Below are 20,835 nucleotides of genomic sequence, written 5' to 3'. Positions count from 1 at the left end.
AGACTAACGCGTCAGGGAGGCGGGAGTTCCTGAAGATGAAGATGATGAAGAAGATGCGCCCTTTTCGTTCTGCCGCTCGATTTCCTCAAGGACGACATCGGGCGGTAGATTGCGCTGCATCTCTTCAAGTTCTTCGGGGGCTACCTGCGGATCAACCCCCAGTTTGCCGGCGAGTGCAGAGACCATCGTCACCAGCCGCGTGGTTTCGTGCTCGTTGAGCAAGGCGATCTGCAGACTGAGGTCCGCGCGCTTGTCGTCTTCGGCCGCCATGCGATTTTGGCTGATGAGCACGAAGGTGGAGATGAAGATGGCCTCCACCGAAGCGGCCATGGCAAGCACTACAAGTGAAGGATCCCATGCGGGCACCACCGGAAGCCAGCCGATGTTGATAAGGATCCAGAGGCCGAACAGAGCGGCATGGATATAGACGAAGACCATACTGCCGACGAAGGCAGTGATACCGTTGGCTACCCTCTGCTGCCGGGAGAGCGTCCTCTCGTCCTGCGCCCTCCGAAGTATCAAAGCATTTATATTGCGATCCAGGACATTGGAAATCGGCGGCACTGCACTATCCTCTTTGGGGGAAGTGTTATCTCGGATCGGTGCAGCCTGCATCGGCGAAGCCTCTCGTGGCGTTTTCGACGCTCCCGAACGCCGATCCACTGAAAGTGTTCCGCCGATGGCATCTCACCGGTTGAAGATGTCATTGATGACAAAGATGTCTCTGAAGAAGGAACTTTTGCACCTGCCTCTGGTTCTCCTCGCGAAATCGCCAATTTGTTCCAGCGAAGAGAGTGCAGATGTCAACAATTCTCGTGACAGGTGGATGTGGTTTTATCGGGCGCCACGTCGTCGAAGAACTTCTGGCTGCAGGCTACCAGGTCCGCGTCCTTGATGCGCTGATCGACCAGGTCCACGCCGATGCGGAGGCGGAAGTTCCTGACCTGGTCGAGGTGATCCGAGCCGATGTGCGCGACAAGGCTGCGGTGACGGAGGCGCTCCAGGGGGTTGATGGGGTGATCCACCTGGCGGCCGAAGTCGGGGTCGGACAGTCGATGTACGAAATCGCTCGCTATGTGGGCGGCAATGATCTCGGAACCGCCGTCCTCCTGGAATCCATGATTGGTCTGCCGATCCGTCGTATCGTCGTCGCATCGTCGATGAGCGTCTATGGCGAGGGGCTCTACGCCACCGACGACGGACGTACGATGGGCTTTATCCGCCGCAAGGCGCAGCAGATCCGTCAGGGGCACTGGGAGCCCGCCGGGCCGGACGGCGAAAGGCTGATACCGGTCGCCACCGACGAAAGCAAGCCGGTGGACCTCGCCTCCATCTATGCGCTGACGAAGTATGCGCAAGAGAAGCAGGTCCTGATCTTTGGGGAAGCCTATGGTGTCGAGGCGGTCGCTCTTCGTCTCTTCAATGTCTTCGGTGCAGGGCAGGCGCTGTCCAATCCCTATACGGGAGTGCTTGCCAATTTTGCGTCGCGGCTTGCCAACGGCCAACCGCCGACAATCTTCGAAGACGGCCAGCAACGCCGCGATTTCGTCCATGTTCGCGATGTCGCTCGGGCGTTCCGCCTGGCGTACGAGCAGCCGAGCGCCAGTGGCCATGTGATCAATGTGGGTAGCGGTCAGGCCTATACCGTGGAGGAGGTTGCGACTCTTCTTGCGGACGCCATGGGCGTACCGGAGATCAAACCCGAGATCATGCACAAGGCGCGCTCCGGCGATATCCGCAACTGCTTCGCCGACATCTCGAAGGCCCGTGAGCTTCTTGGCTTCAAGCCGCAATACAAGCTGGAGGACTCGCTTGCGCCGTTCGTTGAGTGGGTCCGCAGCACCGAAGCGGTCGACCGCGGCAGCGAGATGCGGCGTCAGCTCGAGGAGCGGGGTCTGGTATCATGAAGCACACCGGATCTAGCCGTGGAAATGCAGCAGCAAAAGAGTTTGGCTTCGTCGAGTGGTTTCGGCCGGGAGAATATGAACGGACAGAGGAGGTGCTGCCGCGCCTCCTGGCATCGGGGGCATCCTATCTGAGGACGCATCTTTCCTGGGCTGAATATCTCGCTCCCGGAGGAGAGGCCTGGTTCGACTGGCTCATTCCGCAGATCGGATCGCAGATCGACCTTCTGCCCTGCGTTCACTATACGCCGCCGTCGATGTCGCGAACGGGACGCTCTTCAGGAGCCCCGCACGATCTAAAATCCTATGCCGACTTCATCGATCACGTCCTGACCCGGTACGGCAAGCACTTCCGCCACATCGAACTCTGGAACGAGCCGAACAACCTGCTGGATTGGGACTGGCGCGAAGATACCGACTTTCAGCTTTTCTGCGAAATGGTCGGCGGTGCTGCTTATTGGGCGCAGCAGAGGGGGTTCAAGCCGGTGCTGGGCGGCCCATGCCCCTTCGATCCCTATTGGCTAAACCTCATGGGCGAACGGGGCGTTCTCGGCGTCGTCGACGCCGTGGGCTTCCACGGATTTCCGGGCACCTGGGACAGCGAGGAGGGCAGTTGGGGCGGCTGGGACATGCATCTCGGCGAGATGCGGCTTATCCTCGATAAGTACAATCCAAATTCGGAGATCTGGGTCACTGAGACAGGCTACTCGACCTGGCGAAATGACGAGATGGAACAGGTTCGTCGCTTCTCCAATGCCTTGGATATACCGGCCGACAGGCTCTATTGGTACTCCTGGGCCGACGTGCCGCCGAATGTTGCGGTGCAGGAAGGCCTCTGGTTCGATCCCCGTCACTATCATCTCGGGGCCGTCAGCCATGACGGCCAGCCGAAGCTTCTCGCTCGGCTCCTGACGGAAGGCGGGGTCGCGCGCGTGCGCGAGGTCACCGAATTTCCGGCGCCACGGCTCGGCGAGGGAGCCGCGCCCATCGTCATTACCGGCGGGAGTGGCTTCATCGGCTCCAACCTCGCGGACAGCTTCCTGAGCGAGGGAGCGGATGTCGTCATTCTGGACAACCTCGGACGGCCGGGTGTCGACCAGAACCTCTCCTGGCTAAGGGAACGCCATGGCGATCGGGTCCACCCCTACCTGGCGGACATCCGGGACATGCATGGGATCGAAGCAGCGTTCACCGATGCCAAGGCGGTCTTCCATCTTGCTGCGCAGACGGCGGTTACAACGAGCCTGGTACATCCCCTCGAGGACTTTGATACCAACGCGCGGGGCACCATCAACGTGCTCGAGGCGGTACGCAAGGCCGGCAACCGGGCGCCGGTGATCTTCGCAAGCACCAACAAAGTCTACGGGGCGCTCGAAGACATCACCATGCTCGAACTGGATGATCGCTATATCCCGTCGGAGGAGGCGATCAGGGCTCATGGTATCGACGAGCAGCGTCCGCTCTCCTTCTGCACGCCCTATGGCTGCTCGAAGGGCGTCGCCGACCAGTATGTCCTCGACTACGCAAAGTCGTTCGGAATACCGAGCGCGGTGCTCCGCATGAGCTGCATATATGGCCCGCGGCAGTTCGGGACGGAGGATCAGGGCTGGGTGGCTCATTTCCTGATTCGTGCCCTGGCTGGCGAACCGATCTCCATCTACGGAAACGGCAAGCAGGTCCGTGACATTCTTCATGTCGACGATGCCGTCGCTGCTTATCGCGCCGCATTGGCCTCCGTCGACAAGATTAGCGGGAGCGTCTTCAACCTCGGCGGCGGGCCCCATAACTCCGTCAGCATTCTCGGGGTGCTCCGCGAGATCGAACGTCTAACCGGGCGGCCGCTGAAAACCTCCTTCGGCCCATGGCGTGCAGGCGACCAGTACTTCTTCATCGCCGACACAAGGAAGCTCGAGCAGGAGCTCGGCTGGCAGGCCAGGACCCGCTGGCGTGGTGGTATCCGCCATCTCGCGGAGTGGCTGGTCGAGCATCGTTTTGGCGGCCGGCCAATCCTCAGCGAAGCAAAAAGGATTCCTGCGTGACGCAGCAGTGGTTGCCCGCACGTGAGATGAGATTGCTGATGACTGTCGATGCGATCGGCGGTGTCTGGCGCTACGCGATGGATCTTGCAGTCGAGTTGCGCGGACATGGAGTGGAAACCGTCTTCGCCTGTCTGGGCCCCGCGCCGTCAGCCCAGAAGGTGGAAGAGGCAGAGCAGGTGGGGCAGCTTGTCCATCTGGACGCGCCACTCGACTGGCTCGTCTCCGCGGAGGGCGACCTTTCAGATGTTCCGCGGTTGATCGCCGAAGTCGGTCGACACGTGGGTGCGCACGTCCTACACCTAAACCTTCCCTCGCAGGCTGCGGAAATCCCAACCGATCTGCCTGTCGTCGCCGTCTCCCACTCCTGCGTTGTTACCTGGTTCGCCGGGGTGCGCCGACAGCCCGTTCCTCCAAACTGGCTTTGGCAGGAGGACCTCAATCGCCGAGGATTTAGGCGTGCGGACGTCGTGGTTTCACCCAGTCATAGCCACGCGAGGATGGTGGCCCAAGCCTACGGATCCATCCCGGCAATGCGCGTTATTCACAACGGCAGCGGGCTTGAGAACCTGCTTGCCGAAAAGACCGACATGGTCTTTGCCGCCGGACGCTGGTGGGATGACGGGAAGAACGGCAGGGTGCTCGATGCAGCGGCTGCCGCAACCCGATGGCCAGTCATCATGGCCGGCGCCAATGACGGGCCTGGTGGCCAGTACACGCCGATCGCGCACGCGCAGCACAGGGGCGAACTGTCCTATGCCGATACGATCTCGTTGATGCGACGGGCGAAGATCGTCGTCTCCCCCTCCGTCTACGAACCGTTCGGGCTGGCAGCGCTTGAAGCTGCGCGTGCGGGCGCTGCGCTCGTTCTTTCCGATATCGAGACCTATCGGGAGCTGTGGGACGGCTGTGCCTGCTTTGCCGATCCTGACGACCCGGAGGCGTTCATCGAGGCGATCAACCGGTTGGCTGATGATGCAGATCTGCGGGCCATGCTTGCAGTGAAGGCCTATGATCGATCGCTCGACTTAACGATCGGAGCGCAGGCCCGGGCCATGGCTGAGATTTATGCCGAACTGAGAACAAAAAATAACACACTGACCGCTGCGGAGTAGTGATGCGTTTCATCTTTTACACCCATTCCCTGATGTCGGACTGGAATCATGGCAATGCGCATTTCCTGCGTGGCGTCATGCGTGACTTGATACGTCGGGGACATGATGCCGTTGCACTGGAACCGGAAGGCTCCTGGAGTCGCGAAAATCTGGTCCGGGACCAGGGGGCGGCCCCCCTGGAGCGCTTCAGGTCAACATTCCCGGACCTCGAAACGCGGATCTATGGGGCCGATTTCGATCACGAGGCAGCTCTGGCCGATGCCGACGTCGTGGTGGTCCACGAGTGGTCGGAACCTTCCCTGGTGGAGAAGATCGGCCGGGTGCGCAGGCATGGAGGGCGGTTTGCTCTCCTTTTTCAAGACACGCACCACCGGGCGGTTTCGGCCGAGAAGGATATCGGCGGTCTCGATCTCCAGGACTACGACGGCGTGCTCGCCTTTGGTGAAACGCTGCGCCAGCGCTACCTCGAAGCGGGCTGGGGCCGCAACGTTCTCACATGGCATGAAGCGGCGGACACGAGCATCTTCAAGCCGATGCCGGACGTGGAAAAGACTGGCGACCTCGTATGGATCGGCAACTGGGGCGATGACGAGCGTACAGCCGAGATTGCAGAATTCCTGGTGGCTCCCGCACGGGATCTTCATCTGACGGCGACCGTCCATGGCGTCCGCTACCCGCAATCGGCACTGGCGTCTCTCGCCGAAGCGGGCATCGCTTACAAGGGCTGGATCGCCAATGCCGATGTGCCCGAGGCTTTTGCCCGATATCGCGTGACGATGCATATCCCGCGGCGCCCCTACGTCGAAAATCTGCCGGGGATTCCAACAATCCGAGTGTTTGAGGCGCTGGCCTGCGGCATTCCCCTCATCTCGGCGCCATGGGAGGACTGTGAAGGCCTGTTTTGCCCCGGCACCGACTTCCTTGTTGCGCGCAATGGCGAGGAGATGAGGCAGCATCTTCGCCGCGTGCTCACCGATCGGGACCTCGCACGCGAACTCGCTGTCACCGGCCGAGAGAGGATCCTCGCACGGCACACCTGCCGCCATCGCGTCGACGAACTCCTTTCCTTCCTGGCTGATCTCGAAAGCTGCCCCGAAGCTGCCCATGCAACAACCGCGGAGGCCGCAGAATGAAGATTGCCTTTTACGGATCAAGCCTTGTCTCCGCCTATTGGAATGGGGCCGCCACCTATTACCGCGGCCTTTTGCGGGCTCTGGCCGAGAAAGGGTACGACATCACCTTCTACGAGCCGGACGTCTATGATCGGCAGAAGAACCGCGACATCGACCCGCCGGAGTGGTGCAAGGTCGTCGTCTACGAAGGCAATGTGGAGTCTCTGAAAAGGGCGACAGAGCAAGCCGCCACAGCGGATGTCGTCGTGAAGGCAAGCGGTGTCGGTTTCGAGGACGATTTCCTGCTTGAGCAACTGCTGCGCGATGCGCGGCCGGAAGCGCTCAAGATTTTCTGGGACGTTGACGCACCCGCGACTTTGGCGGAGGTCCGGGGAGCGCCGGACCATCCATTGCGCGGCGCGCTCGCCAAGATCGACATGGTCCTCACCTATGGCGGCGGTGATCCCGTCGTCGACGCCTATCGCTTCATCGGCGCGCAGGAGTGCATTCCAATCTACAACGCACTTGATCCTCAGACGCATCAGCCCGTTCCCGCTGAACCGCGCTTCACTGCTGATCTCGGTTTTCTCGGCAATCGGCTTCCGGATCGCGAGGCGCGGGTGGAGGAGTTCTTCCTCGATCCTGCTTCGCGCCTCTCCGATCAGACCTTCCTGCTTGGCGGGTCGGGCTGGCAAGACAAGCCGATGTCCCAGAACGTCAACTATATCGGTCACGTGTCGACGCGCGACCACAATGCCTTCAACGTCACGCCCAAGGCGGTACTGAACATCTCGCGAGCCAGCATGGCGGAGAACGGGTTCTCTCCTGCGACCCGCGTCTTCGAGGCTGCCGGGGCAGGGGGCTGCCTGATCACCGACTACTGGGAAGGCATCGAACTGTTCCTGAAGCCGGACGAGGAAGTCCTTGTGGCGCGCGATGGCCGGGACGTAGCGGATATTCTCGCCGGTCTTTCCCAGGAGCGGGCGAAGGAGATTGGACAGCGGGCACTGCAGCGTGTCGTTGCCGAACACACCTATGCCCACCGCGCCGAAACGGTGGATCTCCTCTTCCGCCGCCATGCCGAGAACCTGGAGGCTGCCGAATGAGACAATCACTCGACATCGTTGTCCTCGGGCTTTCCCTCTCATCCTCCTGGGGCAATGGCCACGCCACCACCTACCGGGCGCTCCTGAGGGGCCTGAAGGAGGAGGGCCATCATGTGCTGTTCCTGGAGCGCGACGTTCCCTGGTACGCGAGCCAGCGCGATCTGCCAGCGCCGGACTTCTGCGAATTGCAGTACTATATGCAGGTGGAGGATCTGATCGGGAATTACGCTGACCGGATAAGGTCGGCAGACGCAGTGATCATCGGCTCCTACGTACCCGAGGGCGTCAGGGTTATAGACGAAGCCGCAACGCTGGCTCCGCAGCGCCTCTGCTTCTATGACATCGACACGCCAGTGACACTGGCGAAGCTCGACCGGAATGACGAGGAATATCTGGCGCGGCGGCAGATACCCCTTTTCGACGCCTATTTCTCGTTCTCGGGTGGTGAGGTGTTGAACAGGCTCGAGGAGGTGTACGGCTCACGAAATGCCGTCGCCCTCTATTGCTCGGTCGATCCGGCGCGTTACGTCAATACCGGCGAAGCTTTCGAATGGGACCTCGGCTACCTCGGCACCTACAGTCCCGATCGCCAGCCGACCGTTCAGAGGCTGCTGCTGGACGTCGCGCGCCGCCTGCCGGACAGACGCTTCGTCGTCGCTGGTCCGCAATATCCTGCGGAGATCGATTGGCCGGAGAATGTCGACCGGATCGAGCACCTGCCGCCCGCCGAGCATGCCTCCTTCTATAGCCGCCAGCGCTTCACGCTGAATGTGACGCGGGCCGACATGACCGAGGCCGGCTGGTCGCCCAGCGTGCGCCTTTTCGAGGCGGCCGCCTGCGGGACGCCGATCATCAGCGACTACTGGCGCGGGCTGGATGAGCTTCTGCCGCACGAGGACGCGATCATCATAGCACGCGACACTGCCGACGTCGTTGCGGCGTTATCCGCCACGAACGACGCGAAACGGGACGAAATCGCTGCATCCGCCCAGGCAAGGGTGCTTGCCGACCATACGGGCCTCGCCCGATCGCGGGAACTGGTGGAGGCGCTTCTGGCGATCCCGCCGGGGAGGGAGACGGAACGACATCCGCGACAACGCATTTCCGCTTGAAGGGAAGCCAGGCCCAAAGCCACTGATGCTCTGGATCGATTCCCCACCGCCAACGGTCAACCAGACATGGGATAGTAGGAATGGATGCACGTAGCGATCCGGGACGCCACCTGAAGGAACAGATCGATAGCCTTGGTCCATGGTTCCAGAACATGCGGATCGGCGGTGTCGAAACGGCGCCCGAGCACTTTCTCGGCGACTACCCCAACTTCAAATGGCAGGGCTTCAGGCATGTCATTCCAGATGACCTGGAAGGCCGCAGCGTCCTCGATATCGGCTGCAATGCCGGCTTCTACGCGATGGAAATGAAGAGGCGGAACGCTGGGAGGGTCGTTGGCCTGGAGCCGGATCCCCGCTACCTGGAACAGGCGCGGTTCGCGGCCAAGCACGAGGGCCTCGATATCGAATACCTCCAGATGTCCGTCTACGACGTCCCGAAGCTCAAGGAGCGGTTCGACCTGGTGATCTTCATGGGCGTTCTGTACCACCTGCGGCACCCGCTGCTCGCCCTCGACCTGATCTACGAGCACGTCGCTGACGACCTGATGCTCTTCCAGTGCCTGCAGCGCGGCGATGAGCGTCTACCTGAACTCCAGGAAAACTACGACTTTTCAGAATGGACGGTCTTTGACCGGCCGGACTATCCGAAGCTGTTCTTCGTCGAGGAACGCTATGCAAGCGACCCGACGAACTGGTTCCTGCCCAATTCGGCTGCGATGGAGGCGATGCTGCGCAGCGCCGGCTTCGTCATTCGCGATCATCCGGAGCGTGAGGTCTACCTTCTTGGGCGCGGTCAGCGCCACTATGCGGTCGAGCCTCCGACTTTCGTCTGCGGCTGACGCCAGGGAAAGGGGCGGGCGCCGAGAATCCGCCCGCCATTCTGATCAACCTGCAGCCTGGTCCGATGCCCCTCAGCCCGGTACTGCGGCCGGTTCAGCAATCGGCTTGGGCCGGGTGAAGATAACCCCGGCAAACAACAGGACGCCGGCGAACGTTACGATCGACGAGATCGCGACGAGCGGCTCCATGGCGGCATTGCCGCCGAGCAGCAGGTAGAGGCTGGGGATCATCACGGTGACGCCTGCCGTGTAGACCCAGTATTGCAGCTGGGCGAGCCGCGTTTCGGCCTTGGCAGGGTTCAGCGCATAGTATCCGCCGAAGATCGCCATGGTCACCCAGCCGAGCAGGTTGTTGTGAGCATGGGCACCGCCTGCGGCGTGATCGTGCGAAATCGACATCTGCAGCCCCATGATGATGCCGAGGATGAGAAAACAGATCGCAGTCTTGAAATACAGATTTGCTAGGCGTGGCATGACAATCCCCTCCTGTCAGAGCCAAGTTTGACAACGGTCAAGAATACCAAAGCTGATGAAAAATGTAATCAGGTAGGTGCATCTCGTTGGAAGCACGTGGGGTCAATCACGCGGGAGCTAGACGGGCCTTATCGGATCTTGGCGGGGGGCGGATCACAGGCAACCTAGTTGCCTGTGTGGACATCTTCGGTGCCGAGACTCTCGAGGGCGCCTGCTCCAACGGATCAGCCGTTTCCAGGACCTCCCAGACCCACCAGCCGGCCAGCCCAGTTGCGAGCGCCCAGATCAAGATAATCGCCAGAAGTCCGGCACGACTGCTCGGGCGCGCGCTGATCTCTTCAGCAAGTACCCTGAATTCGGACATCAGGCCAGGGGGGATCAAGCGGATCGCAAGAGCGGTACCAAGAGGCACGATCAGCAGGTCATCGAGGTAGCCGAGGAGAGGCACGAAGTCGGGGATCAGGTCTACAGGAGACAAGGCGTAAGCCGCGACGCAGGCTGCAACGATTTTCGCTCCGAGCGGAGTGCGCGGGTCTCTTGCAGCGACCCAGAGTGCCACCACATCGCGTTTCAGCAATCGGGCCCATTCGCGCAATCTGCTCATCAACCTCGTCATGACAGATCGTATATAGATGCAGCAGCACAATCGTCATCTTGGGGCAAGATTGTGGGTTCCAAACTCAAGATGAGGGGAGGTTGGTGAGAGCGCAGGGGTTCGAACCCTGGACCTACTGATTAAAAGTCAGTTGCTCTACCGGCTGAGCTACGCTCTCCCACGCAAAGGGGAAGCCCCTTTCGGAAGTGCGCGGAACATATGCAGACGGGCTTTCCGGGTCAACCGCAAAAACAGCAAAAATGCGGCTTCTTGTCCCAAGACAAGCTGCATTCAAAAACGTGATTGGCATTGCGGTCTCACCATGCTTTAGGCAGGCGGACCCTGGATAGGGCGGATCGCAGGAGTTGCTGTTGTCGATTGCGGACATATCGTTTTGGAGTGCCTTGCTGGCGGGAGCCCTGTCGTTCCTGTCGCCGTGCGTGCTGCCGCTGGTACCGCCCTATCTCTGCTACATGGCTGGCATTTCCGTGGACCAGTTTCGCGGGGAGGGGCCGAGCGAGGCCGCAGTGGCAACGCGGCGGGCGGTGCTGACGGCCGCCGTCTTCTTTACCCTCGGCTTTGCAACGGTCTTCGTGGCACTCGGCGCCGGCGCATCGACCATCGGGGTGTTGCTGCGCCAGCATCTCGATCTCCTGTCCAAGATCGGCGGGCTGATCATCATCGCCATGGGCCTCAATTTCCTCGGCGTTTTCCGGATCGGTCTGCTTTCCCGCGAGGCGCGCTTTCAGAGCAGCGGAAAACCCGCAACCCTTTCCGGCGCCTATGTCATGGGCCTCGCCTTCGCATTCGGCTGGACCCCCTGCATCGGTCCGGTCCTCGGGGCAATCCTCGGTGTCGCGGCCTCCCGCGAGACGGTGGGCGACGGAGCGACGCTGCTTGCCGTCTATTCGCTCGGGCTTGCCGTCCCCTTCTGGATCGCGGCCGGCTTCTCGGGCTCGTTCATGCGTTTCCTGTCGCGCTTCCGCCGGCACCTCGGTGCTGTCGAGAAGGTCATGGGCGTGCTGCTCGTCCTCACCGGACTGGCATTCATGTTCGGGTTCATCAGTACGGTCGCGATCTGGTTCCAGCAGACCTTTCCAATCCTGATGCAAATCGGCTAAGCCGGGCCCTTCGCCGGATCGGCGCGGGTGAAGGATAGACGATGGCCGACATCACAGCATTGCTGTTGCCCTTTTTCGGACTGATCCTGATCGGCTATGTCGCCGCTCGCGTGACGCGCCAGCCGGCCGAGGCGCTTGGCTGGATGAATACGTTCATCATCTATGCAGCCTTGCCGGCGCTTTTCTTCAAGCTCGTTTCGCGAACGCCGATCGAGGATCTGGCGCGCATCGACTTCATCGCTGCCGACATTGCCGCGACCTATGCAATCTTCATCCTGCTCTTCCTGATCGCGCGATTCCTCCGGCGTGCATCGGTGGCCGATTCAACCATTCAGGCGTTTGGGGGCTCCTACGGCAATATCGGCTATATGGGTCCGGGTCTCGCGCTCCTCGCCTTCGGCGATGCGGCTGCGGTGCCCGTCGCGCTCATCGTCTGCCTCGAGAACGCCACGCACTTCATCGTGGCGCCGGCCATGATGGCGGTGGCGGGCGGCGACAAACGACCGCCGCTTCAACTGGCCGGCGAAGTCGTGCGAAAGGTGGCGCTGCATCCGTTTATCATATCCACCGCGCTGGGTTTCCTAGTGGCGGCAAGCGGGCTTGCGGTGCCGACGGCGGCGCAGCGTCTTGTCGACTATCTGGCCCAGGCGGCCGCCCCTTGCGCGCTCTTTGCGATGGGCGTGACACTAGCGCTACGGCCGCTCAAACGGGTCCCGGTAGAGATCGGCTATCTGTCGGCCGCAAAGCTGATCATCCACCCGGTAGCAGTCTACGTGGTTCTGTCTCTTGCCGGCGACTTCGATCCTGTTTGGGTCTATGCGGCGGTCCTGCTCGCGGCACTTCCCAGCGCGACCAATGTCTTCGTCATCAGCCAGCAATACGGGGTCTGGCAGGAAAGGGCATCCGCAACCGTGCTGATCACCACGGGACTCTCGGTCCTGACGCTACCGGTGCTTCTCTACCTGATCACCGCCGGGCTTCTTCCGCCGGACCTCTTCCCGTAGCTGGTCGACAAACGCCCGCAGCCCGCGCCCAGGCTCCACGCCCTCGCGCATCACGAGATTGCGCAGCGGTGGAACCGCATTCAGAAGGTGCATGCCTGTAGCGCGCAGCATCTGGATGGGCAGGAAGTGAGACAGAAGCGACCGGTTCAGGAGATCGACGCCGAAGGTCCGCGTCATGATGTCCGGGCGGCGACGGCGATTGAAGCGGTCACCGGCATCGGCGGCAATGGGCCTGCCCACCGTGTCTGCCAGGAGTTCTGTCAGCGTGATGATGTCCCTCAGCGAGAGGTTCAGCCCCTGCGCGCCAATGGGCGGAAACACGTGAGCGGCTTCTCCGACGAGAGCCATGCGGCCCTTGCCGAAACGATCGGCCATCAGGCTCGACAGCGGCCAGCATTGGGGGCCGGGCTCGACCGTCACCTTTCCGAGCATCGACTGCATCCGCTTCTCGACCTGCAGGGAGATCTGATCGAGCGGAAGCGCCAGCAGCCGCTCTGCCTCGTCCGGTCTGACGACCCAGACCAGGCTGGAGCGATTGCCGGGCAGGGGGACCTGGGTGAAGGGGCCGGTGGGGGTATGGAACTCGGTGGAGATGTTGCCGTGTGGCAGAGCGTGCCCGAAATTCAGCACGATGGCCGACTGCGGATAGGACCAGCGCCGGGTGCCGATGCCGGCACTTTCCCGAACGCGCGACGAGCGCCCGTCCGCACCGATCAAGAAATCCGCGGTCACGGTCGTCCCGTCACCCAGCGTGAGGTGTGCCTTGTCCTGCGCCAGCGCGCAGGCCTCCATGGTGACCGGATGACGGGTGACATTTGGCTCTGCCGAAATTGCACTCTCCAGGCATTCGAGGAGACCGCGGTTGGGAATGTTATACCCGAATGCGGTCAAACCGACGTCGGCGGATCGGAACTGCGCCGTCGGCGCCCGCAGGAGCCGGTCGGTTCCGTCGATGATCTGCATCACGCTGAGAGGGGCGGCAGTCGGGGCGATCCGGTCCCAGACCCCGAGGCGCTCCATGAAGCGAATGGAGTGGTCCATCAGCGCCGTCGTCCGCTCGTCGTGCGCCGGTGCCTCCGGTGCGATCAGGGCGACCCGACGCCCGTCACGCGCCATCGCAAGCGCTGCAACCGTGCCGGCCAATCCGCCACCTACCACCGCAACTTCATAGTCCAGCATGATGCATCCTCGTCGGCAAACCAATTCGCGCTATGTAGAGCCTTCCCGCCTCCTTATCCATGGGACGCGGCAGCGCAGATCGCAAATCCTGCGCGCAAGGGATGCCGGTCGGGAGTGGCCGGTTGCAAAGCGGCAGTTTTCGCAGCATAGGTCGTCAAACAGAACGGGAATGGCGCGTGATCAGACGAATTTTCAACTACCGAAAAGTCCCCTATGCCGAGATCCGCGCGTTTTCCGTCCACCTCCTGACCGCATCGGGATCGTTTCTCGCCTTTCTCGGGGTGGTGGCAGCGGCCGAGAGCCGCTTTGTCGACATGTTCTGGTGGCTAGGGCTTGCACTGTTCGTAGACGGTATCGACGGTCCCATTGCACGCAAGGTGCGGGTGCGCGAGGTCCTGCCGAACTGGTCGGGAGATACGCTGGACAACATCATCGACTATGTCACCTATGTTCTTCTCCCTGCCTTTGCGCTCTACAAGAGCGGCATGATCGGCGAACCGTGGTCTTTCGTTGCCGCAGGGCTGATCGTGATCTCGAGCGCGATCTACTATGCCGACACCGGGATGAAGACGGACGAATATTTCTTCTCCGGCTTTCCCGTCGTCTGGAACATGGTGATTTTCACGCTCTTCGTCATCCAAGCGAGTGAAACCACCGCCTTCATCGTCGTGATCGTCTCTGTGATACTCACGTTCCTGCCCATCAACTTCCTTCACCCGGTGCGCGTCAAACGTCTAAGGCCGGTCAATCTGGCCATTCTCATGATCTGGTGCGTGCTCAGCGGATATTCCCTGCTGCTGCATTTCGCGTCTCCCGACTGGCTCGTTTATGGCGTCGTGGCGTCTGGGATTTACCTCTATTTCATCGGGGCAATCCTGCAATTGTTTCCGTCTCTTGGCAGGAACGCCTAACCTGTTGGCGATGCATGTTTTCGGTTGTGCGCAGCAACAAATCCGATAACAGTAGGCGCCTGCGGTCCCATCGTGACCGTATGTGAACAGGACGCGCGGCGTTTCTCGCAAGCCTCGAAGAAGGTGAAGCCGTGTGAACAAGGGGGTGCAGTGACTGTGATGGAGGGATCGGCCGTCAATCCGCTGTTGTCGGTCCGCAAGCTTACCAAGTATTTCGGCAGCTTTCCCGCCTGCTCGGGAATCGACCTCGATATCGGCGCCGGCGAGATCCATGCGCTGCTGGGAGAGAACGGCGCCGGAAAATCGACCTTCGTCAAGATGCTCTTCGGCATTCTCGATCCGACAGAAGGTGAGATGCGCTGGGAGGGGCAGCCTGTCAGCATACGCTCGCCTGGGGAGGCCCGCTCCGTCGGAATCGGAATGGTCTTCCAGCACTTTTCGCTGTTCGAGGCCCTGACAGTAGCCGAGAATATTGCTCTCTCTCTCGATCCCAGGATTTCGCTTGCTAGGATTTCCGACGAGGCTGCGAGCCTGTCCAAGGCCTACGGATTGCCGCTCGATCCCAAGGCCCATGTTGCGGATCTCTCCGTCGGCGAACGTCAGCGCATCGAGATCGTCCGCGCGCTCCTGCAGAATCCGAAACTGATCATCCTCGACGAGCCGACCTCCGTTCTCACGCCCCAGGAGGCGGATCGCCTGTTCGAGACGCTGTTCAAGCTGAGGGCAGAGGGGCGGTCGGTGCTTTATATCAGCCATCGGCTGGAAGAGGTGCAGCGCATATGCGATCGCGCCACCGTCCTGCGCCATGGAAAGGTAACGGGCGACTGCGATCCGAAGCAGGAGACGGCAGCCTCCTTAGCGCGAATGATGGTCGGCTCCGATGTTGCCGGAGTTCAGAGGGAGGATCGCAGCGTTCCCGGTGATGTCCGGGCCGAGGTCAAAAACCTTTCTGTTGCGGCCCGTACTCCATTCGCGGTCGCCCTGAAGAACATCAACCTGACGGTGCGTGCGGGCGAGGTGCTAGCCGTAGCCGGCGTTGCGGGGAACGGGCAGGGCGAACTGTTCGATGCACTTTCCGGCGAATACCCCGTGTCGGACAACGACACGATCCGCTTGTGCGGGACGCTGGTCGGCCGCCTCGGGATCAATGACCGGCGCCTGTTGGGAGCCGGCTTTGTACCGGAGGAGCGCCATGGACATGCAGCAGTCTCGGAGATGAGCCTCTCCGACAATCTCCTCCTTGCACGCAGCCAGTCCGACCGCCGCGCGTTTCTCGGCGGCGGGGTGATGAACGTCATCCGGCACGGCGCGATCAAGCGGGCAACCCAGCGGATCTGTGAAGAGATGGATGTCCGCAAGAGTGGAGAGGATCCGCGCGCCGGCTCTCTTTCCGGCGGCAATCTTCAGAAGTTCATCGTCGGACGCGAACTCGATCGTCAGCCGGCAGTCCTGGTCGTGAACCAGCCGACATGGGGCGTCGACGCAGGCGCGTCGAGCCGCATCCGTCAGGCACTCGTCGACCTTGCCAACGCAGGTTCTGCGGTCATCGTCATCAGTCAGGACCTGGACGAGATATTCGAGGTGGCCACCAGTATCGCGGTGATTTCCGAGGGGAGGCTTTCGCCATCCTACCCCGCGCGCGAACTTAGTCGTGAAAGGATCGGCCTGCTGATGGGCGGTATCCATGATTCGGCGCATGCGGAGGCGTCCCATGCGCATTGAACTGCAGAAACGGGACCGGGGAGGGCGCCTGTTCTCCTTCATATCGCCTCTCCTTGCGCTGGCGCTGACGCTGTTCTTTGGCGGCCTGATGTTCTGGTTCCTCGGCAAGGACCCAGTCGATGCGCTCTACAGCTTCTTCGTGGAGCCGTTGCTGGAGGTTTGGTCCCTGCATGAACTGGCCATCAAGGCTGCGCCGTTAATCCTTATCGCGGTCGGTCTTGCGGCCTGTTACCGCTCCAACAACTGGAATATCGGCGCGGAGGGACAGTTCACCATCGGCGCGATAACAGGTGCTATCCTCCCGGTCCTCTATCCGGATTGGCACTCGCCGGCGATCCTGCCGCTGATGCTCGTCATGGGTGCGATCGGCGGAGCAATCTATGCCGGCATTCCGGCGCTCCTGAAGACACGCTTCAACACGAATGAGATCCTGACGAGCCTGATGCTCGTCTATATCGCCCAGCTTTTTCTCGACTGGCTGGTGAGGGGTCCCTGGCGTGATCCCCAAGGATACAACTTTCCGCAGACAAAGGCTTTCGTGCCGGAAGCCGTGCTGCCGGAGATCCTGGATTCCGGGCGCGCCCATCTTGCCATCGTCTTTGCGCTCGTCGCCGCCGTCGCCATCTGGTTCATGATACGGTTCATGCTGAAGGGTTTTCAGGTGTCCGTGATCGGGCAATCGGAACGTGCGGGCCGTTTTGCCGGCTTCTCATCCCGGCGGATGGTCTGGTTTGCGTTCTTGCTCTCCGGAGCGCTGGCAGGGCTTGCCGGCATTTCGGAGGTTTCAGGATCCATCGGGCATGTGCAGCCGGCGATCTCTCCGGGCTACGGCTTCACCGCCATTATCGTTGCCTTCCTTGGCAGGTTGAACCCGCTCGGCATCATCGCTTCCGGATTTGTGCTCGCCCTTACCTATCTCGGAGGCGAGGCGGCTCAGCTCTCGATCGGCATTTCGGACAAGGTGAGCCGCGTCTTCCAGGGGCTTCTGCTGTTCTTCGTGCTGTCCTGCGATACCCTGATCCACTACCGCATCCGTCTCGTCTGGCGTCAGGCGACAGGAGCCGCCCATGCTTGAGGCGATCCTGTTGACGGTAATCACCGCCGCGACGCCGCTTGTCATCGCGTCGCTCGGCGAACTGGTGACGGAGCGGGCAGGCGTGCTCAATCTCGGCGTCGAGGGCATGATGATCATGGGTGCGGTCGCTGCCTTCGCGGTGACACAGGCCACCGGCTCCCCCTATATTGGCGTCGCGGCCGGCATCATCGCAGGCGGGATATTCTCGCTCCTGTTCGGCGTCCTGACACTCACGCTGGTCGCCAATCAGGTTGCGACGGGTCTCGCGCTGACGATCTTGGGACTGGGACTTTCCGGGCAGATCGGGGAGAGCTTCGTCGGGCAGCCGGGCATCAAGCTGCAGCCGATCGCCATCCCACTGCTCTCCGAGATTCCTCTTCTCGGGCCATTGCTGTTCCGGCAGGATATCATCTTCTACCTGTCCGTCCTGCTCGTGGGCGGCATCCACTGGTTCCTGTTCAGGAGCCGCATGGGCCTGAAGTTGCGGGCGATCGGCGACAATCATGGCTCCGCCCACGCGCTGGGGATCAACGTGATCCGGACCCGTTATCTCGCCGTCATGTTCGGCGGCGCCTGCGCCGGGCTCGCCGGCGCTCACCTGTCCCTCGTCTACACCCCTCAATGGGTGGAGAACATGACGGCCGGACGCGGCTGGATCGCGCTGGCACTCGTCGTCTTCGCGTCGTGGCGGCCGCTTCGTGTGCTTGCCGGCGGATATCTGTTCGGGGCGGTCACCATCGGCCAATTGCATGCGCAGGCGCTGGGGATCGGCATACCCTCCCAGCTTCTATCCGCCATGCCCTATGTCGCGACTATTGTCGTCCTGATCATCATCTCGCATAATCGGCGCACGACGCTGATCAATACTCCCGCCTCGCTCGGAAAACCTTTCGTTCCCGAACGTTGAGGCCTGTCCCGCATCCAAGTCTTCAAGCCAACAGAGGTCGAAAAATGAAGAAACTGATCATTGCACTTGCCGCCTCGGCCGCCCTTCTCGGCGGCTTCGTCAGCGGCGCCCAAGCCCAGGACAAGACGAAAGTCTGCTTCATCTATGTCGGCTCCAAGACGGATGGCGGCTGGACGCAGGCGCACGATATCGGCCGTCAGGAACTGCAGGCGCACTTCGGTGACAAGATCGAGACACCGTTCCTCGAAAACGTTCCGGAAGGCCCGGATGCCGAGCGCGCCATCGAGCGCATGGCCCGCTCAGGTTGCGCGATGGTCTTCACGACCTCCTTCGGCTTCATGGACGCGACCATCAAGGTGGCTGAGAAGTTCCCGGACGTGAAGTTCGAGCACGCCACCGGCTTCAAGGCCGCTGAAAATGTCGCCACCTACAATTCGCGCTTCTATGAAGGCCGCTACATCCAGGGCCAGATCGCCGCGAAGATTTCGGAGAAGGGCGTGGCCGGTTACATCGCCTCGTTCCCGATTCCCGAAGTGGTGATGGGCATCAATGCCTTCATTCTCGGTGCGCAGTCGGTCAACCCCGACTTCAAGCTCAAGGTCGTCTGGGCCAATACCTGGTTCGATCCGGGCAAGGAAGCCGATGCGGCCAAGGCGTTGATTGACCAGGGCGTCGACGTGCTGACGCAGCATACCGATACTACCGCGCCCATGCAGGTTGCGGCAGAGCGCGGCATCAAGGCGTTCGGCCAGGCATCCGACATGATCAAGGCCGGACCGGAGACCCAGTTGACCGCAATCGTCGACACCTGGGGGGCCTACTACATCAAACGTACCCAGGCGCTGCTGGACGGCAACTGGAAGTCCGAACAGATCTGGGATGGCCTGAAGGACGGCATCCTGACCATGGCTCCCTATACGAACATGCCGGACGACGTGAAGGCGATGGCAGAAGAAACCGAAGCAAAGATCAAGTCGGGCGAGTTGCATCCATTCACCGGACCGGTCAAGAAGCAGGACGGTTCTGACTGGCTCGCGGAAGGCGAGAAGGCCGAAGACGGCGCTCTCCTCGGCATGAACTTCTACGTTGCCGGCGTGGACGACAAGCTGCCGCAGTAAGGCAATAGCATCATGCAGGAAGGGCGCCTTCAAGGGCGCCCTTTTTGTTGCAGCGAGAAACAAGCCGTTTATCGCCTGTCAATCGAGTTGCTGCTAAGTGCCGCTCGACTGAATCGAGGAAATCCATCATGACTCGCACCTGCCTGGCCGTCATTCTTGCCGCTGGCGACAGCACCCGCATGAAGTCGTCAATGTCGAAGGTCCTTCACCCCGTGGCTGGACTGCCGATGATCGGGCACGTGATGCGAGCTGTCGCCTCGGCCGGGATCTCGGACGTTGCCCTGGTGCTCGGACGCGATGCAGATGCGGTGGCCCAGGCGGCTGAGATAGATGGGGTGGCAGTCCGTACCTTCCTGCAGACGGAACGGCTTGGAACGGGCCATGCGGTCCTGACTGCGCGTGACGCGCTCTCTGCAGGCTTCGATGATGTTCTGGTTACCTATGGAGATGCGCCGCTTGTCACCGCGGAGCCGCTGGCAGCAGCGCGGGCGGAAATCGCCGAGGGGGCAGATGTTGCCGTCATCGGATTTCACACGGAGCGCCCCACCGGCTACGGGCGGCTGCTCGTCAAAAACGGCGAGCTCGTCGCCATCCGCGAGGAGAAGGACGCGACCGAGGAAGAGCGACAGGTCACCTGGTGCAACAGCGGCATCATGGCGATTAATGGTCACAAGGCGCTTGAGCTTCTGGATCGTATCGGCAACGACAACGTAAAGGGCGAATACTATCTGACCGATCTGGTCGAGATCATCCGCGCCGCCGGCGGCAGGGCGGTGGCGGTCGATGCGCCGGAAGCCGAAATGGCCGGTTGCAACACTCGCGCCGAACTGGCGGTGCTAGAGCGGCTTTGGCAGGAGCGGCGCCGGCATGAGATCATGCTTGCGGGTGTGACCATGATCGCGCCCGAAACAGTTTTCCTTGCACATGACACGACCATTGGCCAGGACGCGGTGATCGAGCCGAACGTTGTCTTCGGACCCGGGGTTACGGTGGATGCCGGCGCCGTCATTCACGCCTTCTCCCACCTCGAGGGAGCACATGTCAGTTCTGGCGCAACGGTCGGTCCGTTCGCGCGGCTGCGACCGGGCGCGAACCTCGCCGCCAAGGCGAAGGTCGGGAACTTCTGCGAGGTCAAGAAAGCCGAGATTGGCGAAGGGGCGAAGGTCAACCACCTGACCTATATCGGCGACGCTGTCGTAGGCGCGCATGCAAACATCGGGGCAGGCACGATCACCTGCAACTATGACGGCGTCAACAAGCACCTGACGCAGATCGGCGCTGGCGCCTTTATTGGTTCCAACTCGGCGCTGGTAGCGCCGGTCGCAATCGGGGAGGGTGCCTATGTGGGCTCCGGAAGCGTCGTGACTGAGGACGTGCCGGCGAATGCCCTTGCGTTGGCGCGCGCGCGCCAGGAAATCAAGCCTGACCGGGCAAAAGCGATCCGCGAGCGTGCGCTGGCACTCAAGGCCGCCGCCAAGGCGAACAAGTGAAGCGTTCCATGGTAA

Annotated in this window: 18 protein-coding genes, 1 tRNA gene and 1 pseudogene; 15 read left to right on the top strand and 5 right to left on the bottom strand. The window is 61.6% G+C overall.

Going from position 1 to position 20,835, the window contains the following annotated elements; translation table 11 throughout:
* Positions 1-3 precede the first annotated feature (3 nt).
* Positions 4-615, bottom strand: coding sequence for a DUF1003 domain-containing protein (locus NT26_RS08815; protein WP_052638429.1), 612 nt, complete (start codon positions 613-615; stop codon positions 4-6).
* Between the two features lie 185 nt (positions 616-800).
* Between NT26_RS08815 and NT26_RS08810 the strand changes: the two genes are divergently transcribed.
* The 7 genes from NT26_RS08810 (at position 801) to NT26_RS08780 (ending at position 9,224) form a co-directional block, all read left to right on the top strand.
* On the top strand, positions 801-1,907 hold the full coding sequence (locus tag NT26_RS08810) for an NAD-dependent epimerase/dehydratase family protein (protein ID WP_052638428.1): 1,107 nt from the start codon (positions 801-803) through the stop codon (positions 1,905-1,907).
* The gene (locus tag NT26_RS08805; RefSeq protein WP_052638427.1) at positions 1,904-3,943 is read left to right on the top strand and encodes an SDR family NAD(P)-dependent oxidoreductase; all 2,040 of its coding nucleotides are present in this window, start codon (positions 1,904-1,906) and stop codon (positions 3,941-3,943) included. The genes NT26_RS08810 and NT26_RS08805 overlap by 4 nt, the downstream gene beginning before the upstream one ends.
* Positions 3,944-3,981: 38 nt before the next feature.
* The gene (locus NT26_RS08800) at positions 3,982-5,055 is read left to right on the top strand and encodes a glycosyltransferase family 4 protein (protein WP_052638426.1); all 1,074 of its coding nucleotides are present in this window, start codon (positions 3,982-3,984) and stop codon (positions 5,053-5,055) included.
* 2 nt (positions 5,056-5,057) lie between these two features.
* Positions 5,058-6,188 (top strand): CgeB family protein, encoded by a 1,131-nt coding sequence (locus NT26_RS08795; protein WP_052638425.1) that lies wholly within the window; start codon positions 5,058-5,060, stop codon positions 6,186-6,188.
* On the top strand, positions 6,185-7,273 hold the full coding sequence (locus NT26_RS08790) for a CgeB family protein (protein ID WP_052638424.1): 1,089 nt from the start codon (positions 6,185-6,187) through the stop codon (positions 7,271-7,273). Before NT26_RS08795 ends, NT26_RS08790 begins: the two co-directional genes overlap by 4 nt.
* On the top strand, positions 7,270-8,385 hold the full coding sequence (locus tag NT26_RS08785; RefSeq protein WP_052638423.1) for a CgeB family protein: 1,116 nt from the start codon (positions 7,270-7,272) through the stop codon (positions 8,383-8,385). Before NT26_RS08790 ends, NT26_RS08785 begins: the two co-directional genes overlap by 4 nt.
* An 80-nt stretch (positions 8,386-8,465) precedes the next feature.
* On the top strand, positions 8,466-9,224 hold the full coding sequence (locus NT26_RS08780) for a TIGR04290 family methyltransferase (RefSeq protein WP_052638422.1): 759 nt from the start codon (positions 8,466-8,468) through the stop codon (positions 9,222-9,224).
* A 72-nt stretch (positions 9,225-9,296) separates the two neighbouring features.
* Here the strand turns inward: NT26_RS08780 and NT26_RS08775 are convergent, their stop codons facing one another.
* From NT26_RS08775 to NT26_RS08765, 3 genes and pseudogenes are all read right to left on the bottom strand, one after another.
* Entirely contained in the window at positions 9,297-9,698 is a 402-nt protein-coding gene (locus tag NT26_RS08775; RefSeq protein ID WP_052638421.1) for a hypothetical protein, read from the bottom strand.
* Positions 9,699-9,972: 274 nt separating this feature from the next.
* Positions 9,973-10,314: pseudogene (locus tag NT26_RS08770) on the bottom strand (YkvA family protein); the annotation flags it as partial.
* An 81-nt stretch (positions 10,315-10,395) separates the two neighbouring features.
* A tRNA-Lys gene (locus NT26_RS08765) sits at positions 10,396-10,471 on the bottom strand.
* A gap of 193 nt (positions 10,472-10,664) precedes the next feature.
* Here NT26_RS08765 and NT26_RS08760 point away from each other — a divergent pair.
* Together NT26_RS08760 and NT26_RS08755 are read left to right on the top strand one after the other, a co-directional pair.
* Entirely contained in the window at positions 10,665-11,414 is a 750-nt protein-coding gene (locus tag NT26_RS08760; RefSeq protein ID WP_052638420.1) for a cytochrome c biogenesis CcdA family protein, read from the top strand.
* 41 nt (positions 11,415-11,455) lie between these two features.
* Positions 11,456-12,418, top strand: coding sequence for an AEC family transporter (locus NT26_RS08755; protein ID WP_052638419.1), 963 nt, complete (start codon positions 11,456-11,458; stop codon positions 12,416-12,418).
* On the opposite strand, the gene NT26_RS08750 is transcribed toward NT26_RS08755, so the two are convergent.
* Entirely contained in the window at positions 12,359-13,597 is a 1,239-nt protein-coding gene (locus NT26_RS08750) for a UbiH/UbiF family hydroxylase (RefSeq protein ID WP_052638418.1), read from the bottom strand. The two genes, NT26_RS08755 and NT26_RS08750, sit on opposite strands and share 60 nt — an antisense overlap.
* Positions 13,598-13,773: 176 nt before the next feature.
* On the opposite strand from NT26_RS08750, the gene pcsA reads away from it, so the two are divergent.
* From pcsA to glmU, 6 genes are all read left to right on the top strand, one after another.
* Positions 13,774-14,508: a phosphatidylcholine synthase gene (gene pcsA / locus NT26_RS08745; protein ID WP_052638417.1), complete on the top strand. Its 735-nt coding sequence runs from the start codon at positions 13,774-13,776 to the stop codon at positions 14,506-14,508.
* Between the two features lie 159 nt (positions 14,509-14,667).
* Positions 14,668-16,230 (top strand): ABC transporter ATP-binding protein, encoded by a 1,563-nt coding sequence (locus tag NT26_RS08740; RefSeq protein ID WP_052638416.1) that lies wholly within the window; start codon positions 14,668-14,670, stop codon positions 16,228-16,230.
* On the top strand, positions 16,220-17,305 hold the full coding sequence (locus NT26_RS08735; RefSeq protein WP_052638415.1) for an ABC transporter permease: 1,086 nt from the start codon (positions 16,220-16,222) through the stop codon (positions 17,303-17,305). Before NT26_RS08740 ends, NT26_RS08735 begins: the two co-directional genes overlap by 11 nt.
* Entirely contained in the window at positions 17,298-18,212 is a 915-nt protein-coding gene (locus tag NT26_RS08730) for an ABC transporter permease (RefSeq protein ID WP_052638414.1), read from the top strand. The genes NT26_RS08735 and NT26_RS08730 overlap by 8 nt, the downstream gene beginning before the upstream one ends.
* A gap of 44 nt (positions 18,213-18,256) precedes the next feature.
* Positions 18,257-19,330, top strand: a complete 1,074-nt coding sequence (locus NT26_RS08725) for a BMP family ABC transporter substrate-binding protein (protein ID WP_052638413.1) — start codon at positions 18,257-18,259, stop codon at positions 19,328-19,330.
* A 128-nt stretch (positions 19,331-19,458) separates the two neighbouring features.
* Positions 19,459-20,820, top strand: a complete 1,362-nt coding sequence (gene glmU, locus NT26_RS08720; RefSeq protein WP_052638412.1) for a bifunctional UDP-N-acetylglucosamine diphosphorylase/glucosamine-1-phosphate N-acetyltransferase GlmU — start codon at positions 19,459-19,461, stop codon at positions 20,818-20,820.
* Positions 20,821-20,835 lie beyond the last annotated feature (15 nt).

The organism is Pseudorhizobium banfieldiae (assembly GCF_000967425.1).
Lineage (GTDB): Bacteria > Pseudomonadota > Alphaproteobacteria > Rhizobiales > Rhizobiaceae > Neorhizobium > Neorhizobium banfieldiae.
The sequence above is the reverse complement of the archived record's forward strand: the minus strand, read 5'-3'. Positions and strand labels throughout refer to the sequence as shown.

Bases quoted from the DNA above. Each gene is read 5' to 3' on its own strand.
- NT26_RS08815 (WP_052638429.1), bottom strand. From the start codon at position 615: ATGCAGGCTGCACCGATCCGAGATAACACTTCCCCCAAAGAGGATAGT.
- NT26_RS08810 (WP_052638428.1), top strand. From the start codon at position 801: ATGTCAACAATTCTCGTGACAGGTGGATGTGGTTTTATCGGGCGCCAC.
- NT26_RS08805 (WP_052638427.1), top strand. From the start codon at position 1,904: ATGAAGCACACCGGATCTAGCCGTGGAAATGCAGCAGCAAAAGAGTTT.
- NT26_RS08800 (WP_052638426.1), top strand. From the start codon at position 3,982: ATGACTGTCGATGCGATCGGCGGTGTCTGGCGCTACGCGATGGATCTT.
- NT26_RS08795 (WP_052638425.1), top strand. From the start codon at position 5,058: ATGCGTTTCATCTTTTACACCCATTCCCTGATGTCGGACTGGAATCAT.
- NT26_RS08790 (WP_052638424.1), top strand. From the start codon at position 6,185: ATGAAGATTGCCTTTTACGGATCAAGCCTTGTCTCCGCCTATTGGAAT.
- NT26_RS08785 (WP_052638423.1), top strand. From the start codon at position 7,270: ATGAGACAATCACTCGACATCGTTGTCCTCGGGCTTTCCCTCTCATCC.
- NT26_RS08780 (WP_052638422.1), top strand. From the start codon at position 8,466: ATGGATGCACGTAGCGATCCGGGACGCCACCTGAAGGAACAGATCGAT.
- NT26_RS08775 (WP_052638421.1), bottom strand. From the start codon at position 9,698: ATGCCACGCCTAGCAAATCTGTATTTCAAGACTGCGATCTGTTTTCTC.
- NT26_RS08755 (WP_052638419.1), top strand. From the start codon at position 11,456: ATGGCCGACATCACAGCATTGCTGTTGCCCTTTTTCGGACTGATCCTG.
- NT26_RS08750 (WP_052638418.1), bottom strand. From the start codon at position 13,597: ATGCTGGACTATGAAGTTGCGGTGGTAGGTGGCGGATTGGCCGGCACG.
- NT26_RS08740 (WP_052638416.1), top strand. From the start codon at position 14,668: ATGGAGGGATCGGCCGTCAATCCGCTGTTGTCGGTCCGCAAGCTTACC.
- NT26_RS08735 (WP_052638415.1), top strand. From the start codon at position 16,220: ATGCGCATTGAACTGCAGAAACGGGACCGGGGAGGGCGCCTGTTCTCC.
- NT26_RS08730 (WP_052638414.1), top strand. From the start codon at position 17,298: ATGCTTGAGGCGATCCTGTTGACGGTAATCACCGCCGCGACGCCGCTT.
- NT26_RS08725 (WP_052638413.1), top strand. From the start codon at position 18,257: ATGAAGAAACTGATCATTGCACTTGCCGCCTCGGCCGCCCTTCTCGGC.
- glmU (WP_052638412.1), top strand. From the start codon at position 19,459: ATGACTCGCACCTGCCTGGCCGTCATTCTTGCCGCTGGCGACAGCACC.